At 35.1% G+C, this 17,176-nt stretch carries 9 protein-coding genes and 2 pseudogenes; 2 read left to right on the forward strand and 9 right to left on the reverse strand.

The genetic code is table 11. The features are described from left to right. Positions 1-32: 32 nt before the first annotated feature. The 4 genes and pseudogenes from V7121_RS17715 to V7121_RS17730 form a co-directional block, all read right to left on the reverse strand. Positions 33-386, reverse strand: a complete 354-nt coding sequence (locus V7121_RS17715; protein WP_420489471.1) for an ATP-binding protein — start codon at positions 384-386, stop codon at positions 33-35. Between the two features lie 179 nt (positions 387-565). Beyond that, a complete protein-coding gene (locus V7121_RS17720; RefSeq protein ID WP_176525575.1) occupies positions 566-2,194 on the reverse strand; it encodes an ATP-binding cassette domain-containing protein in 1,629 nt (542 codons plus the stop codon). A 130-nt stretch (positions 2,195-2,324) separates the two neighbouring features. Then, positions 2,325-4,716 (reverse strand): annotated as a pseudogene (locus V7121_RS17725) (Tn3 family transposase); the annotation flags it as partial. Between the two features lie 29 nt (positions 4,717-4,745). Continuing rightward, a complete protein-coding gene (locus V7121_RS17730) occupies positions 4,746-5,300 on the reverse strand; it encodes a recombinase family protein (RefSeq protein WP_098262533.1) in 555 nt (184 codons plus the stop codon). 369 nt (positions 5,301-5,669) lie between these two features. Here V7121_RS17730 and V7121_RS17735 point away from each other — a divergent pair, with 369 nt between their 5' ends. Both V7121_RS17735 and V7121_RS17740 read left to right on the forward strand, forming a co-directional pair. Then, the gene (locus tag V7121_RS17735; protein WP_098262532.1) at positions 5,670-7,151 is read left to right on the forward strand and encodes a hypothetical protein; all 1,482 of its coding nucleotides are present in this window, start codon (positions 5,670-5,672) and stop codon (positions 7,149-7,151) included. A 116-nt stretch (positions 7,152-7,267) separates the two neighbouring features. Continuing rightward, positions 7,268-7,744, forward strand: a complete 477-nt coding sequence (locus V7121_RS17740) for a hypothetical protein (RefSeq protein WP_098262531.1) — start codon at positions 7,268-7,270, stop codon at positions 7,742-7,744. A 1,022-nt stretch (positions 7,745-8,766) separates the two neighbouring features. On the opposite strand, the gene V7121_RS17745 is transcribed toward V7121_RS17740, so the two are convergent. The 5 genes and pseudogenes from V7121_RS17745 to V7121_RS17765 all read right to left on the reverse strand — a co-directional run bounded on the left by V7121_RS17745 (position 8,767) and on the right by V7121_RS17765 (position 17,157). Further along, positions 8,767-9,603 (reverse strand): Imm26 family immunity protein, encoded by an 837-nt coding sequence (locus V7121_RS17745; RefSeq protein ID WP_098262530.1) that lies wholly within the window; start codon positions 9,601-9,603, stop codon positions 8,767-8,769. A gap of 258 nt (positions 9,604-9,861) precedes the next feature. After that, positions 9,862-15,627, reverse strand: coding sequence for a DNRLRE domain-containing protein (locus V7121_RS17750; RefSeq protein ID WP_098262529.1), 5,766 nt, complete (start codon positions 15,625-15,627; stop codon positions 9,862-9,864). A 237-nt stretch (positions 15,628-15,864) separates the two neighbouring features. Further along, a pseudogene (locus V7121_RS17755) lies at positions 15,865-16,011 on the reverse strand (ArsR family transcriptional regulator); the annotation flags it as partial. Between the two features lie 234 nt (positions 16,012-16,245). Next, entirely contained in the window at positions 16,246-16,530 is a 285-nt protein-coding gene (locus tag V7121_RS17760) for an AbrB/MazE/SpoVT family DNA-binding domain-containing protein (RefSeq protein ID WP_098262527.1), read from the reverse strand. A gap of 129 nt (positions 16,531-16,659) precedes the next feature. After that, a complete protein-coding gene (locus V7121_RS17765; RefSeq protein WP_098262526.1) occupies positions 16,660-17,157 on the reverse strand; it encodes a hypothetical protein in 498 nt (165 codons plus the stop codon). Positions 17,158-17,176 lie beyond the last annotated feature (19 nt).

Here is a 17,176-nt window from a genome sequence, read left to right on the forward strand (position 1 = left end):
GCAAGATACCCTAAACTCCTCTCACACCAGGCCTACTGGTCAATCTCTCCCCTTTTTTTCATACTTTGTCTAAATCGATACGATCCTCCATTAAGGAGGAAGATATGGGCCCTTTGGGTTAGTCGGTCCAGAAGAGCTGAGGTCATCTTTTCATCTCCGAATATAGAGGTCCAATCTGTAAATTCGAGATTCGTAGTTATCATGACACTAGCTCGTTCATAACGACTGACAAAGAATTGGAACAAGAGCTCAGATCCAATCTTCGTGAATGGCACGTAGCCAAGTTCATCTATAATCAGTTTTAATTTGAATATTTCTGGTATTATAAAGGTTCTAATTGCTAATGTAACTGTAACGATGGGAAAAGGAGCATTATTATAAATCATTTAACAATCTAAATATTAACAGCATACTCTTACTAATTATTCTGCTTACAATTTCATTGTTAAATCTTATTTTTCTTTTTATTTTCAAAATGATTGACTTTCCTAAATTTGAATAAATTGCATTATCTAAGTGTTACTCTTATGTTCCAGGACTTACTACCATATTTCCAATTGCCTCATCATAGGAAGAAAACTGAAATTTCCCCATTATTAAGCATATATATTTTATCAGCTCCTTTTAAACTTTCCAATCTATGGGTAATAATCAGGGTTGTTTGATCACTTTCCATTGTAAAATCTATTTTTCTTTCTGTAAGGTAATCAAGTCCAGATGTAGCTTCATCTAATATCAATAGTTGAGGTTTTTTTACTAACGCTCTTGCTATAGCAATTCGTTGTTTTTGCCCTCCAGAGAGATTTATAAATTTTTGACCTATAACTGTTTCATAACCCAATGGTAAATTTTCAATAAAATCATGAGCACTTGCGGATTTAGCAGCATGAATAATGTCATCCTGGCTAGCTAATAAATTCCCGAACTGTATATTTTCTTTTATTGTTCCGGAAAATAAATTACTATCTTGAAACACAACAGCTATTTTATCAAGGTAGGATTTTAAATTTAATTGTCTAATATTTGTTCCGTTAATAGTCATAGTCCCAACCTGTGGAAACCAGAATCCTAACAAAATATTTATTAAAGTTGTTTTTCCTTCCCCACTTTTTCCAATTATAGCTATAGTTTCACCTTTATTAATTTCAAGAGCAATATTATTCAATACACTTTTATCATGACCATAAGAAAGAGATACACCTTCTAATACTATTGGAAACAAATCTGTTTTAATTTCATTGAAATGGATAACTTCTTTTGGATTGTCAAATAGCTCAAAAACTCTTTTAGCTCCACCTAGACATCTTTGAAATTCTACATTTAAATTTAAAATAATGCTAATCGGACCAAACAAACCCATTAGGTAAGTTATAAAAACAATTAATGTACCTAATGACATTTCACCATTTTGTACTTGCTTCCCTCCAAAGTAAACAATAATTATAAAAACAAACCAATATATAATAAAATTAACATTTGAAGAACTAGCACTGATAAATTCTCTCTTTAGTTGTACCGGAAGTAACCTTAAATTTACCTGATTAAGTCTTTGAATATCCCAATCCTTTCGTAAAAATCCAATTATCTCCTTTGTATTTATTAAACTTTCTTGTGTTTTTTCGGTAATGTCGGAAATTATTAATTGTATTTTCTGAGATAATTTGTTTATCGGTTTTAAAAAGAATAAATTCACACCTAAATTTATAGGAATTAGGATAATAACTATCATTAGCAATTTAGGATTCAATAAGATTAATATGGTACTTGTTATCAGCAATTGCTGAATAATTGTAATGAAATTGGGTAAAATATTATTAAGAATATTTGTTATAAGTGATAGATCACTCTGAAAAATGGATAAGTACTCTCCAATACTTTTCTTGTTATACTCGGAAAATGATAATTCTCTTATTTGTGAAATCAAGTCATTTTTAATTTCAATAGTTATTTTTTGTGATATAAAAGTAATAATCAATTGTTTGGCTATATTAAGTGCAAAATAAATAATTGCTGCTAATGCTATTCCAAATATAAGTTTTGGGAGCAAATTAAATTGACCCTCTCCAAAAACATCATCAATAAGAATTTTATTTATAAATGGAAAAAAAGATTGTGTCAGAGATATTAGAAATATCAAAATTATGACTAAAAATATCTTAAATTTATGGCCTTTTGAATAATAAAATAATTTCATTTGGTCCCACCTATACTTTTTAAAAAACTTAAAAAAACTAGACCTACCCCAAAATTTAGTGGTAGGCCAGTTCTTAAGAAACGGACGCAAATAAAGCATCCAATACTCGGTGATCAAGGGACATTCACAGTAGGTTTGGAAAATCACTTGGCTTTTGAATGGTGTATAGTTTGGCATCGGCTAAATCACGAAGTCTTGGAGCAAAACGAAATCCTAACAAATGGCTTAAACCAAAAACTTGATCGGTATAACCGGCTGTATCAGTAAAGTGTTCCTCAATATTTAATTCTGTTTCATGATGAAGTAACCCATCGATGACATGTACTGCATCTCTTGCATTGGTATTAATGACTTTCGTATAAAAAGACGAAAATTGATCACTTGTAAACCTATAAATAGTTGCTCCTTTCCCTGTGCCGTAATGGGGATTTGCTTCGGCATGCAACGATGAAACACCAACTTGTACTCGCATTCCGTCAGATGAAGATGTGGTTCCATCCCCCCAATAAGAGGCTAGAGCATGCTTATGCTGAAAATTTACCAAAGTTGCCTGTGCTCGATTTATAGCATCGTCATACAAACGCCATTGTGCGGCATTGGCCAGCTGATGATAAGTAACTCCAGGTGTAGCATCTGCCATTTTAGTCAATCCAATATTCGTCCCCATTGCCATAAGCGCAGCCATTAAAATTACCTTTTCTTCTCCCTTTGGAGGGCGATTGGTGGAAGCATGTATTAACATTTCGTCAAACCCTGTCCAGTGCGCTACCTCCATTAAAAGATCAGTGAGCTTAATTCTTGGAAGCATATTATATAAGGATAAACTGAAGGTTCGTGCATCTTCTGGGGTATCCTTTTCCAAACGATCTACCCTAAGTTTTGCTTTTTCTATATTTACTCCTTCAAGACTATCAAGGTTATTTGAAACCCATGTAAAGCGTTCAGCTAGAGCTTTCCTTCTTTCCTCAAGGTATTCCTCTGCTGATGAGCGAACTGCCAATCTGGTATCTTTAAGATTGGTTGTTGTCCATTCATTTTTAGGAACAAGGTACTCCTCAAAGTCCTTATGAAGCCTACTACCGACTACAGATACGTCTCCTGAACGAATATGATTTTTTAATTCCGTTAGGGCAGCCATTTCATAATAATGTCGATTAATTGTTCCTTCCTCATCGTATACATGCTTTTCCCATCGTTTTGGGACGAAATCTAATGGCGCTCCATCTGGTACTTTTCTTTTTCCTGATTCATTCATCTCATTCAATGTTTTTAATGCACGTAATAATGGTTCTGCTGCATTTGTAGAACGAAATTCTAATGATTTAAGAAGAGTAGGGGTATACTTTCTTAGATAAATAAATCTATTCTCTAGCAAGTCAAGGTAATCATAATCCATTGGTCGTGCTAACTTTTTTGCTTCTTCAATGGAAGTAACAATTTTATCCCAAGGCATTACCTTTTCAATGGTACTAAATGGATCAAGCCCTTCATCTCGTGCTTGAATAAGCGCAGCCCCAATATCTGCAAAGTGAACAACCTTTTCATTAACTGCTTTTCCATTTTCTCTTTGCATTTCCTCTTGTGTTTTGCGACCTTTCGATTGTAAAATCATCATTTGTCGATCATGAATCTCAATTGCTTGGTCAATTAAGTCCTGACTTAGTGTTCCTAGATATGCTACAAGAATGGCATATTTCTTATTTTCTTTAAATCTGCGAAATGAATGGGGTTCATAACGTGCTCCAATACGTGATAATTGAAGCAATCGATTGGGATGTACTTCATGTATATTTGTCGGAAGTTTCAAATCCCGAATATATTCCAAACGCTTTATTACTTTTAGAAAAGCATCAGGTGATGACTGGCCGGGAATTTCCCTCAACCATGCTAATGGGGTTTTCCTGCTCTCCGCAAGTGGATTGATAAATTCATCCAACTTTTTCTTTTGCCAGCTTGAAAGGGACCCGGTTAAGGATTTAAAAATCTTTTCCTCTGCTCTCCGACGGGTTTCCCACACAAGTCGCTCTATTGTAGTCATTCCAGGAAGAATTATTTTTCGATTCCTAAGTTCTTCTTTAACAGTTCGAAGTAGATACATGGAATTGCCATTTTGAAGAGCATGTTTCAAAAGATACTGGGATAACTCCCGATATGTCCTTACAGAAAAATTCTGGTATCCATATACCTGTCGAATTTCTTCCATATGTTCATGCTTAGTTGGGTCACGTTGGGCATATAAAGAAAAAGAATCGGGATTAGCATCTATTTGTTTTGCTATGTATTGGATTACATAATCTGGTATAGGTTCGACATCTGAGAGAGACCAACCGGGATAGCGCAATACACATATTTGGACAGCAAATCCTAAACGATTATGATCTCTTCTATGTCGTTTAATAACTTCCAAGTCATATTGCGAAAAAGTATAATAGATTTCCATCTCGTTCGGTTATATCGGATGGAATCCGTACAAATTCAGCTCTTTGGTCTGCTGTAAGTAATTCTTTCCCTCTTGATGCCATTTCCTCCCCATCCTTTCGTATTCAAAGACTTATTTCTTTTCTAAATATCGATAAACAGTTGTTCGGGAAACACCCCACCTTTGAGCAATATCCGTAATGGGCGTCCCATTTGCCACTAATGTCTTTAACATTTCTAACTCTTTCTTATCTAACTTCTCTGGTCGTCCTCCTAATCGTCCTCTGGCTCTTGCTGCAACACGGCCAGCTGCTGATCGCTCCTGAATAAGATTACGCTCAAACTCAGCAAAGGCTGCAAATAGATGAAACATAAGTTGCCCCGTTGCACTAGCCTTGTCCATCGTAATGTTTTCCTGCAAGCTGTGGAAACTAATACCTCGGTCATTAAGGTCATTCACAATTTTAATTAAATGCTGCATATTTCTACCTAATCGATCTAAGCGCCAAACTACTATCGTATCACCAGAGCGTACAAATCGAAGGGCTTCATCCAATCCTTGTCTTTTATCTCTTGCTCCACTAATTTTATCTGTAAATATTTCTTCACAACCATGTTCTCTAAGAGCATCCAATTGTAAATCAAGATTTTGAATGCCTGTTGAAACACGAGCATATCCCACCTTCATTAAATTCTCCCCCCATTTTTTATTTTTTCAGTTTTATCGCATCATAACTTAATGTTAGGGGTAATATCTGAACGTAGATTTCTTTATAGGGTTTATGAACACATATAGTAGATAAAAAGCTAGAAAACTATTTAAATTTCTCGATGTACAGAAAGGGATGGTTTTCTGAACAATAATATTTTAGCGTTCTTTCCAGACTTTATCTGGTTTGGGCCAATAAAAAGAATAAAAATAAAAAATATATGAACAAAGAACTGAATGATAATTATGAATTTTTAAAAATTATTTAACACCGGAAGGAAAAAATTGGTTTTTAGCAGAATTACTACATTGTAAATATAAATTACGCCGGAATTGAGGATGTTGATATTGAATAACATAAAAAAAATTATTTTTATCCTAGTTGCCTTATCAATAGTATCCAGTCTTTTTTACTTAGGGTTTAAAAATGAAAATAAAGCAGCCTCTGATGTGAGTAATAAAGAATTATCCCTTAAAGAGGCAATTAATCTTGGATTAGATAGAGCCAAAAAATGGAATGAAAATGCTTCTTTATCGAGAGTTAGCAGTGTTGATGAAAAAATGGGAGGTTCAAGAGGAGGAACAGGGAAACGGTATAAATGGCATTTAAATTTTATGGTTCCAGGTACAAATAAAGCATTGCTCTTAGGAATTTCAAAAGGGGAAATAAGTACGTTTCAAGAGTATGAAGAACCCAATGATGGAGGGTATCTAAAATTAGATATTATTAAATTTGATAGCCCTCATCTACTGAAAATCGCAAAGCAGAAATACGCTCTTCAAAAAGGTGTCGATTGGGCCACAGGGTACCAGTTTACACTTTCCCGTGATAACAACGGCAAACCTACTGTAACCATATTTGGACTAGATAAGGATAACCTTTTTACACGAATTAATTTAGATCCTAAAAACGGGAAAATAACGAGTGCCATACACAAAGTACCAAACGGAGGAGGGTTAATCAAAGTACGGTTGGGAACAAATAAATCTGAAATATCAAAAAAAAGTATGGCTATAAAGGGGATTTTAGCGAAAAATGATGGTTTAGTTACTTGGGGAGATCGAAAGCCAAGAGTGTTTAATTCAGCAGTACAGCCTTTCATAGAAGTAAGTAATAACCATGGGAAGTCTTGGACTCCACTGGATTTTAATGAGAATATACAAAATGCTTGGGTTTCTGATAACGAATTATATGCTGCAACTAAACTAGGAATCTGGCATATTGGAACCTCTGAAAATAAAACAAAAAGAATTTTAACATTAAAAAGGAAGATTGAAAAAATTGACTACTCTCAAAATAATAACATGGCAGTTTTATCTAACAACTATATATACACAACAACCGATAGTGGTAAAAAATGGGATAAAATTTTCCTACCCGAACCTATTATTTCACTTCTAATTTCGGATGGAGGTAATTTGATACTTTTTACAAACGATCGAAAACTTCTCCTTAAAAAAGCTGATAAATGGGATACTCTTAAAATGACTGCAAGTGAAGTTGCAGTGTCAGATATAAAGGTAGTTGGGGATAATTTATTCCTCGCAACAAATAATTCATTGTTAGTTTATAATCTTAAAAATAATAGATGGAACAAAATAAAAATCAATGAACAAATAATTCAATTAATTAAAAAGAGAAACAATTTATTTGGGATTTCAGAAAATGGAGCGATTTATTTAATTAAACTTGTTGGAGGTGATGCTAATGGATGGATAGCCGAAAGGTTGTTCGAAGGAACAGAGGGGATTGTTACAGATTTGGAAGTCGCACAAAATGATTTCTTTATAGGAACACAACCAGATTATTTTTGGGAACCTATGAATTGAAGAGGAACTCTTTTAAATTATAATGTACATAATTTAAAAGAATGAGAATTTTTAAACCAAGATTCAAGAAAGAAGAAGAAAATAATTTATTACCTTCATAGGGGGAGGAATTTAAAATGAAAAAGAAAATGAGTATATTGTTTATTGTTTGTTTAATATTTTCTTTAGCGCCTCTAACCGGAAATGCTGCTTATTTTGAAAAAGCTAGTGAAAATGTGTCTGCTTATTCTGCAAGTCATTATAAAGCAAATGGAAGTATTAGAAAGACTGCCCATGGTGTAACTCCATATAATGGTTCTGCAGCGATGAAGGCGACAACAGTCAGTGGTTCAGTCCCATTCGGATCTCAAGCCATAACACCACAATATATAACAAATTACAATGGGTCTAGCAAAAACACTTTTTATATCGAAGATACAGGCGTCTCTTCACTCCTATCAGATTATGCTATAGATGTTTGGTGGGGGTGGTGCCGTGAATATGCTTATAATAATTCTGATCTCAATTTGGGTTGCAGCAAAACTGAACCTGCCTACGTAAGTGCAAAAAATTGGGGAGATCCATTAATGAGACTTAAATTCTTTACCAATTAATTTAGGGATATCAATTTTGTTGTTTGACTCAAAAATTTGTTATTGAAAATAGTAGAAAGTTTAAATTACCAAAGTCCAATCATAAAGCCAATTTTTCCTACGCTATGGGGAAAATTGGCTTTATTGATGGACACTAATTGGGCCATAGTCTTCCATCAAAGCTTTTTAAGATTTAAAGGACTGCTGTTTATTTTACAGCCAAGATGTAATTCGATATAGTCAAAACTAAATTTACAAAATCATTAATATAATTATCAGGAAACACAAAAAATCAAATGCCGGTGATGTCTTAACGTATGAAAAATTTATTCATGTCGAATTTTGCTTAGCGTATGTTTTCCGCGTTTTGTTGGTGGGACCCCTTAAAGGGCGCGATTGTTGTATAACCTTTAGATTTAAACGACTTTATTATTTTTTAATCGACTATATTTTTTAAACAACTTTATTATCATGAAACATTAGCACCCGCCATTAAGTGAATGCCAGGGTGCTATTCCCCTTTTTCGGGGGATGTGCAAAAACACCCTTAAAGCATCTCACATACACTTATCAGAATTGTTTAAATGGTATTTACTCCCATAGTGCCCCCTCATCGTTCGAATCGTTTCCAAACCCCTAAAAACGCTTTAATAAACGCATTTCATCTGTGTAAACGCTAGGTGTTTTTATTCTCTAAATTCATTGATACGACTGCTTTTATGGCGTCTACAAAGGGGACTGAATTAGACATAAATTTTTCCAATTCTCTAAACGGGATACGGCAAGAATTCGTTCTTTTTGGGGCCACTCATTACAGGTGAAAATTTTTTAGACTTTCGTTACAGGGGAACGGAAACGATTCGAGGATTAAGGGGACACATAAGAAGAAATTTCCAAGTTTTATGACATATCTTATTCTATTTCTTTTATCTTTCGATAAAACGCTGCCTGGCTAACCTCTGTAATTGCGTAAATCTCTTTTAGGGGTACCGACAGCTTTCCACGCTTGTTGGCGGTACCCCATCATCAACTTTCTTAATTGTTCATCTATTTAACCTTTTTTGTTCTTTTGTTAGATAAATAACATTACTAGGTCGATTTATACCAGGCAATAGGAGGGTATCCATAAAGCTATCTTTAAAGTTCAAAAAGTTCCATGGCTTTATAGCAAAAAATGCTTCAATTAAACTGACTAATATTAATTCTTGGTAAATCTTCGAGCCAACTCCGGGTTTCCCACTATGTTCCCAGGGTACCATTTCTTCTTTTATCATCAACGGAACATTACCAATTATTTTCCACTTTCCTTCGTCTAAATCTTCTGAACGAGTAGTAATTACAGATACCACGATTGATTGAATGATTTCTTCGACTAACAAAATATTCTCACTGTTCATTTTTAATATAGCACAAGTTACTGATTTTTTACCTTTATGCCATAATATCTGTCCATAACCATAGGAACCATTAGATAAAGGTATGGAAAAAACATCTCCATCTTTCCATTTTTGAGGTTTCGGGCGTTTCCAATGAATCAGAATGTTTCTAATTTTTTCTACATCTTCATCATTTAGCACTTGGTGATATGGAGGAATTAATAATTGATTTATAAGAATTGCGACTTCAAGAATATGTTCACCATGTTTAGGGTTTGAAGTTATAAAAATACAACCAGCTTCAGCATCAATTTTAATTTTTTTATAAACTTCATTATTATATCTTTTTAATGCTTCACGTAATTTTTGTTCAGCTTCATAATTCGTTTCAAGGCCAAATTCTTCTGCCAAACTTTGGGCAATCAAAAAATTTTGGTAGCCAACGCTAGGTAAATTAATTTTTACATCCCCTACTTCTACAGTGCAATTTTCATTTATAACCATAACTAATCCTCCGTTTTTTTATTTTTCAAAGAAAAATTATACATTCATTGAATCAAGATTCATTTAAATCTCGATACCATTCATGAATATAAAAAAGAACCGGCGACAATTGAAATTCTTGTCGCTCAGTTCTTGAAAAGGTGTGTGATTTAAATATAGGATAAAAATTGATTAGTTAGTCAAGAACTTATAATTATTTAATTTTGAAAAATTACTTGTCCTTAAAAAGCAGGGAACCAATTTCTACCAAAATATTATTTACCATCTTACATAGGTTTCCCCACCAAGGTCACTCCATTTCTTTGGTGAAATAGCGTTAATTTTATTTTGTAATGTACCATTCATGCTCTTGGCACCACCATGCATATTAATATAATGTTGTTCCCACCAACTTAATTGGCTCAATCTTATATTTTGCTTCAACCTAGCAAATCCATATGTTAAACCTACCTTTTTGCCGTTAGACTTATGTGCCGCCATACGGATTGAATAAGAAGTTGGACTTTTAGATTTTCCAACATACTTTAACCCTACAGTTCCTCTTGGACCAGCGACAACTCTTCTCATATAAATTATACCTGTTGCTGGGTCATTATTAGATCTGCTAATTAATTGTCCTACTCCAATTCCAGCTCCAACTGCAGCTAATCCGGCAACTGTAGCATATACGACAGAACCTTCTATTACACAGGCATCCCAAAAGCAATGTCCACTAGAATCAGTATATATTAATGGGTTATTATCGGTATATGCATATAGATTCATACTAAGTGGGTCATCTAACTTCCCTTTGTACGTATCCTCTGTTATAAACCGTCCTAGGCTCGAATTATAGTAACGGGCCATTAAATAATATAAACCTGTTTGCTGGTCAAAACGATAACCTGCGTAGCGATAAGGGTTAATATCTTTCATTGTTCCTGTTGAAGAAGTTATCTTTCCCCACGCATCATATTGATATTGGGCTACTATATTTCCGTTCTCATCTGTTAGAGCTGTTACATCTCCATGCCCGTTCAAATGATAATAATATGTTTTTCCACCCTTAACCATTGTTACTGGATTACCTTGATCATCCCAGGAATATTCTACAATTACATTGGTACTTGCATCTGTCTCAGCGATAACTTTATCACCGGCATAATAGAAATTTGTTGTACCAGTTGATGTTGTCATACTTGTACGGTTACCTTTGTAGTCGTAAGTAAACTTAGCCAAAGAGCTTCCATTCTGGTCTTTTACTTCGATCAGCTGGTTATTTTCATTGTAAACAAATGTTTTATCGCCGTCGTTCGTAAGGTTACCATTCTGGTCATACGTATACGCTAGGCTGTTAACACCGGTTAACTCATTTGCGGCACTATATGAATAAGTCGTTGTTGTAGAAGAAGTATCTTTTGTCTCAATTTTCTTTGTACGGTTGCCAACTGCGTCGTATTCATATGAAATTGTAGTTCCATCCGTTAACGATTCTTTCGTTAATTGGTTTAGAGCATCGTATTCATAGGACATTGTCCCTTTATCTGTTACAACGCTTGTTTGGTTTCCATTGGGGTCATAGCTATATTTATAAGAGTCTAATATGTCCCCAGTATTTTTGTAATTTTTCAATTCGTTTATGCGATTGCTACTATCATATTGAAGGGAAGCATAGGAATTGTTTGCTCGTTTAACGGAAGTTACATTCCCGCGTTCGTCATAGACAAACTTTGCTCGATTCGAACCGTTTCTTGCTAACGAAATTAGTTGATTTAACTTGTTATAAGCATAATCTAAAGAAACAGTTGTTGTCCCTGATGGGAATTTTACAGAATTAGGATTACTATTAGAATCATAAATGTAATCGATCGGAAAAGAATCACGAGATTCTTTGGTCAATCGATTATTACTGTCATAGGTAAAGGTAGTTTGTTTGCCTAATGCATCTGTAACTGAAGTTAAATTTTTATTCGCATCATAAACAAAATCCCATTTTTTTACGCTATTGACATAGGTAGCGCTTAAACGATTTAAATCATCATACGTGCTAGTAATCGAATCCCCTTTTGGGTATACGATCTTTGTTTGGTTCCCATTTTTATCGTAATTAAATTGGGTAATCTGGTTTAACGGGTTTGTAATTTTAGATAAATGATTAAACTCATTATAACCATAATTAGTTACATTGCCTTTCGCATCGGTAACGCTTGTACGGTTTCCATTTGCATCATAACCATAAGAAGTAATTCCCGTTTTTGTATCAGTAACTTTCGTCAGTAAATTACGACCATCATATGCAAACGAAGTCGTTTGTGCTTTTGCATCTTTAACGCTAGTACGATTACCAACAGCATCATAACCGAACGTAATGGCATTTCCAAGCGGATCTTTGATACTTGTTACATAATTTCCCCCTGCATCATAAGTGTTGGAGGTAATGGACGCTCCAAGTTCAAGACGCATCGCATCAAACCATGCAGTTCCAGTCTGGTTTTTATAATAATAGTACACATCAATATAATCAAACGTCGCTTTAGGATTGACTTCTGCTGCGACATGCTGCCAATCAGATGCTGTTTTACTAAAATCGTTGGCATTAGTCCAATCGAATGCGGTTCCATCGGTATAATGGATGCCTACCTGCAGGGCATAATCGCCACCGTTAGGATTTGCTCCCACTTGTTTGGACCATCCTGAAAACGTCAATTTCGTATTGGCATCCCCAGAAATATTAATGTGCTGTTTGATAAATTTATCCTTTCCAGTTTCCCCTGTCATTTGGAAAGAAGATTCGCCAATATAAACGTTGTCATCACTTTGATTAACGTTTTGAATGATTTTGTCATTGGCAGAAAGATTGCCGCTAGTTTCCCAGTTTTCAGGCATACTTGGTGGATTGGCATCCATTCTTTCATAACTTGAGTTATCAACCAAGTTATAAGCTGAAAGAGTGGTTCCTTTTTCCAACTGGACGCCGTCAAAATGAGCAGTACCAGATCCAGCATTAAGACCAACAGATACTCGAATAGAATCCGTTCCACTTGGCACATCGGAAACAACAGCTTGGACCCTAGTCCAGTCATGAGTACCCTTCAAACCAAATGAGTAGGATGTAGGTTCAATTGGAGTTCCTTGCGTATCCAGGTATTCAATTTTTATTAAAGCGGTGCCGGCCGTGTTTTCAGTTTTTATATAGGCACTAGCAATGTATTGATCGCCAGCCGTATATTTAATCTGCTTGGAGCTGACAATCGCCCAACCGGTTGGATTGGAAATGCTAACTGCCTTAATGCCAAACCTCTTCGTAGTGGACCAACCAAAAGTGGCAGTTTTTTGGTCCTGCATATACTTAGTCCATCCATCTGGCCAGTTATCGCTATTCTTATCCAGTTCAAAGCTCGAGTTTGATAACAGGTTGTCGGCCGCTGACATAGGATGGGTATCGTAAAGGAGGTTCCCTTTTGAGTCATACCGACCAGCAGTCGTTTGAATGTTTGGATCAGTCGTTTCCATTTGATTGTTATTTCCATCGTAATCGTTGGTACTAGTATTTTGATTGAAATCAGTTTCTTTTGTTATGTTGTTCTGGCTATCATATTCATACGTTGCCTTCTGGTTATCTGGGAGCTGTTCCCCTGTTAAATTTCCATTTGTGTCATATGTGTAAACATAACCTTTTGTTAAAGAAGGATTAATTTTAAAATTATTACACGTATTACTCGAGTCTTTACTTAGATTCGCATCAATCACTGTCGTCAAATCATTATTATCGTTATAACAATATTGTGTGACAGCTTTACTCGACACATCCTGCGGGTTTTCCGTGATTTTTACAACATTTCCATTCGGATTTGTTGTATAGTCAACCTTTTTTCCTTCTCCATCTGTTACTGATGTTACAAGATTCGTTGTATCATAGGAATACGTTGTTTGACTTGTATTGGTAACGCCATTGGTTGTGATTGGTCTACTAACACTGGTCACACGGTCTAATGTGTCATATACAATTGTAGTTTTAATATTGCTTGGATCAATAATCCCAGTCAAATTATGATCTGTATCATACGTAAAAGTAGTTGTTTTCCCTTTTGCATCTGTAACTTTTATTAGATTACCAGAGTTATCATATTCGTAATTAGTTACCCTCCCTGCAGGATCCGTCACACTGGATACATATCCATTTGTACCATAAGCGATGGCGGTTTCCCTTAAGGATGCATCTTGGACTTTTGTTAACCTTCCAGATGTATCATATATAAAAGTAGTTTTATTTCCATTCGTGTCTACAATTGAACTGATATTCCGATTGGAATTAAAATTGGTTTTAGTACCGTCGTTATCAGTAATCGTATAAGTGCCATCACTGTTTTTAGCTAAATCAAGATAGATACCCACGGGCGATTCATATCCGCCACCGACTTTTTCTCCAAAAATTTGGCGTGTACTATCTTCATCTACATAAGTGATCGGGCCGCTTCCTTTATCTGATAAATACCTTTCCCAATTGGTAAACCATCCGTAACCGAATATTCCTTTTGTTTGCGATTTTCGGTTATTAAAAGTGCGAGTGAGACTTACTTCAGGACCATTCCCTGGAATATCGATATCTGTTTCCTGATAAAAAAGATTTCCATTTGCTGGGTTAACTCCGTCATTGGTTGTTAACCAAAATGATTCTGCACCGATGGGCTCTACTCGATAGTTAATTGTCAGGCGAGGAGTGTTTGTTCCACTATTCACACTGTTAAAAGAACGATACGGTGATGTGGCTTCGTTCTGTTGTTTCAGCATGAAACCATAATTTGCTTGGTAACCGTTATACCAGTCCTTCGCAAGAGTTGTAATGTCCCAGCTCCAATAAGCATTATACGTATTGCTTGTCACAGTGGATTCTTTTGTACTTGATGTTGCTGGCTGTGAATTCCATGTTACAGATGCAGGCCAATCACTGTTGATTCGGTATAAATCAACCGAAACCTGCTGCCCATCATTATTTGTTTGATACGCATTAAACGTCGCACTCGTAATTGAACTATTGCTAGGAAGGCTAGGCAGATAGAATCTAGCAAGAGCCCTTGTCGTTCCAAATGTACTATTATAGCCTGTGTCCAAATAGGTATTGCTTGAATAAATGGAATCAGGAGAATTACTTGCGACAAAGTTGTCCCTTAGAATGTTCCAATCATCAATCGTAGGATCAATCGTTACTGGAAACTTTGTCTTGGGATCCTTCAAAAATTCTGGGTCAGCTACCACATCTACAAATGTTTTTCCATTCTCTTGACGTAGCTGAAGGGTAACCTTTTCAGAATATTTTCCATCTGCATCGGTCATAAAAGGGTTTTCGAAAAACCATACTGGATTTCCCTTTGAATCTTTGAAAACAATTGTTCCATTCTTTTCTTTATTAGCTGTAACATCTTTTTGTTTTAGTTCAAAACTAAAAGTGTTATTATTTTGGTATTGATTCAGAACAATATCCTCTTTGACTGTTCCGCCGTTTACACGGTAACGAATATCGGTATCCTGTAACATCCCTTTAAATGTCACTTCATTTTCTTTAATAGTTCCCGGTACCTTATTAGCAGCTACTGGTACAAGGCCGATACTTTTTCCGTTTTTTTCAACCGTTACGAGCTCGTCATTTCCAGATTGTTGGGCGAACAAGGTTTTTACATCATTCGCAGTATTTTCAAACTTATCAAGTTTGGAAGGACTGTTTTTTAATTTATTGTCAACTTTTTTCCACTTTTTATCGGATGAATCCTGGTAAAACTGTTGATTCATGAAGATTTCTTCTGTGAAGCTTCCATCGGGATTTAAATATCTGGTTGAAAATGAAGTACGTTTACTGGTTAGTTCCAGTTTCTCCTTTGGAAGTTTGCTTGGCAATTCACCAATATCTGCAATTAAAGTTTGCTTCTTTGGTGCTCTTTTTGCTTCTCCTGGTGCTGCTTTTGCAAAATTTGGCCCTATTAAGCTAAAAATCAGGCAAAATGATAAAACAATTGCCACATAACGATAGAATGACCTAAATAAAGGCATGTAATATACTTCATCCTCTCTCAATTTATGTACTAATCCGGATAGTCCAGATAATTATACCTAGATTATTAAATATTGGATATAGAGTAAATAGTGGTAAAAAGGTAAAGGATTTACCACTATTTTGTAATCTTAATTGAAAGAAGTTTTACCTTGAAAATCACCCTTTCCTCCTTACAAAAGATAAGTCTAAAAAGTTTTGTATTCTATCTTCTCCGTAAAACCCACGCCTTTACATAGTCCTTTGATAAGTCGTAAATGATGCGATGGAGTAGCTGTTGTACTTCCAACTATATTTGCTACATCACATACACATAATTCATCTTCTACGCTTAAGGCGTAGGCAATTTTAATCCTAGTGTCATCGGATAAAGCTTTAAATATTTGTGACATCTCGGCTGAACCCCGTATTCACGCGTTGATAAACGCGTTTCATCTGTGTAAACGCTAGGTGTTTTTCAGGCGTTTTTATTCTCTCAATCCAATGATATGACTGACTTTATGGCGTCTACAAAGGGGCCTAAATTAGACAATAATTTTTTCAATTCTCTAAACGCCTTAAAATCGCGTTATTTCAAATAAAAAAATCCAACACCTTTCACAGGGCTGGAGTTCTTTTTATATCGCTAATTCAAATGATTGTTGGATTTCTTGTATTAATTTTTCTGCACCTTCACGAGAAAGGATTAATTTACCCTCAGCAAGAATTAAATTTTTATCAGAAACGTCACCTGTTACTACACAGGTCATATTGGGTTTATATTTTTTCAAGATGATCTGATCCCCATCAACGTAAATTTCGTGAGAATCTTTTTCTTCAATATCAAGTGTACGTCTTAATTCGATAGGGATTACCACACGACCTAATTCATCAACCTTACGAACAATACCTGTAGATTTCATTTAAACATTCTCCTTCTCAATAAATAATAAAATATATCTCTATTAAAATACTAATTAATTTCTATATTCGTCAATTTGTATTAATATCCAGCTATTTAACTCTTTTAACCTTTTAATATCCGATTAATTTTATTCTCGACCTGTAAATTGCCCAACAAACTCAACATCATCTATTTTCCAACCTTGCTCTTTCACATAGATCAAGGACGTTTTGACAATGACTGTTTCCGTGTTGGTAACATTATTAAATTCTGTGCTTAGCTTAAATTCATTAAAAAATTCAGCTTCTGTCTTTGAAGATTGATATTCAAAAGGCTTTAATCCTACCATTGAAGATTGAACTGATTGGTCCGAATTCGGAAGTTCCATGCCCGAAGGGTGGGTTGCCTTATATCCCTGATCGGTCATGAAAGGCTTAATATTCTTATATCGTTCAGCGGTCGTTTGGTAGGTGAAAAAGTTTGTTAGAAATTTTCTGTTTACCTCTAATGCGTCCGTGTTTTGGATAGATGATAAGGAAGCGATCTTCTCTTCGTAGTTGCTTTGGTTCGCTCTGACTTCTTGTAATTGTGTTCGTAAACTGAAGGCATACACAATAAAAACGGCAGCAGCAATAAATCCAAGCATTAGTAAAATATAATTTTTC

Origin of the sequence: Neobacillus drentensis, from assembly GCF_036962125.1 — a bacterium.
Taxonomy (GTDB): domain Bacteria; phylum Bacillota; class Bacilli; order Bacillales; family Cytobacillaceae; genus Neobacillus; species Neobacillus drentensis_B.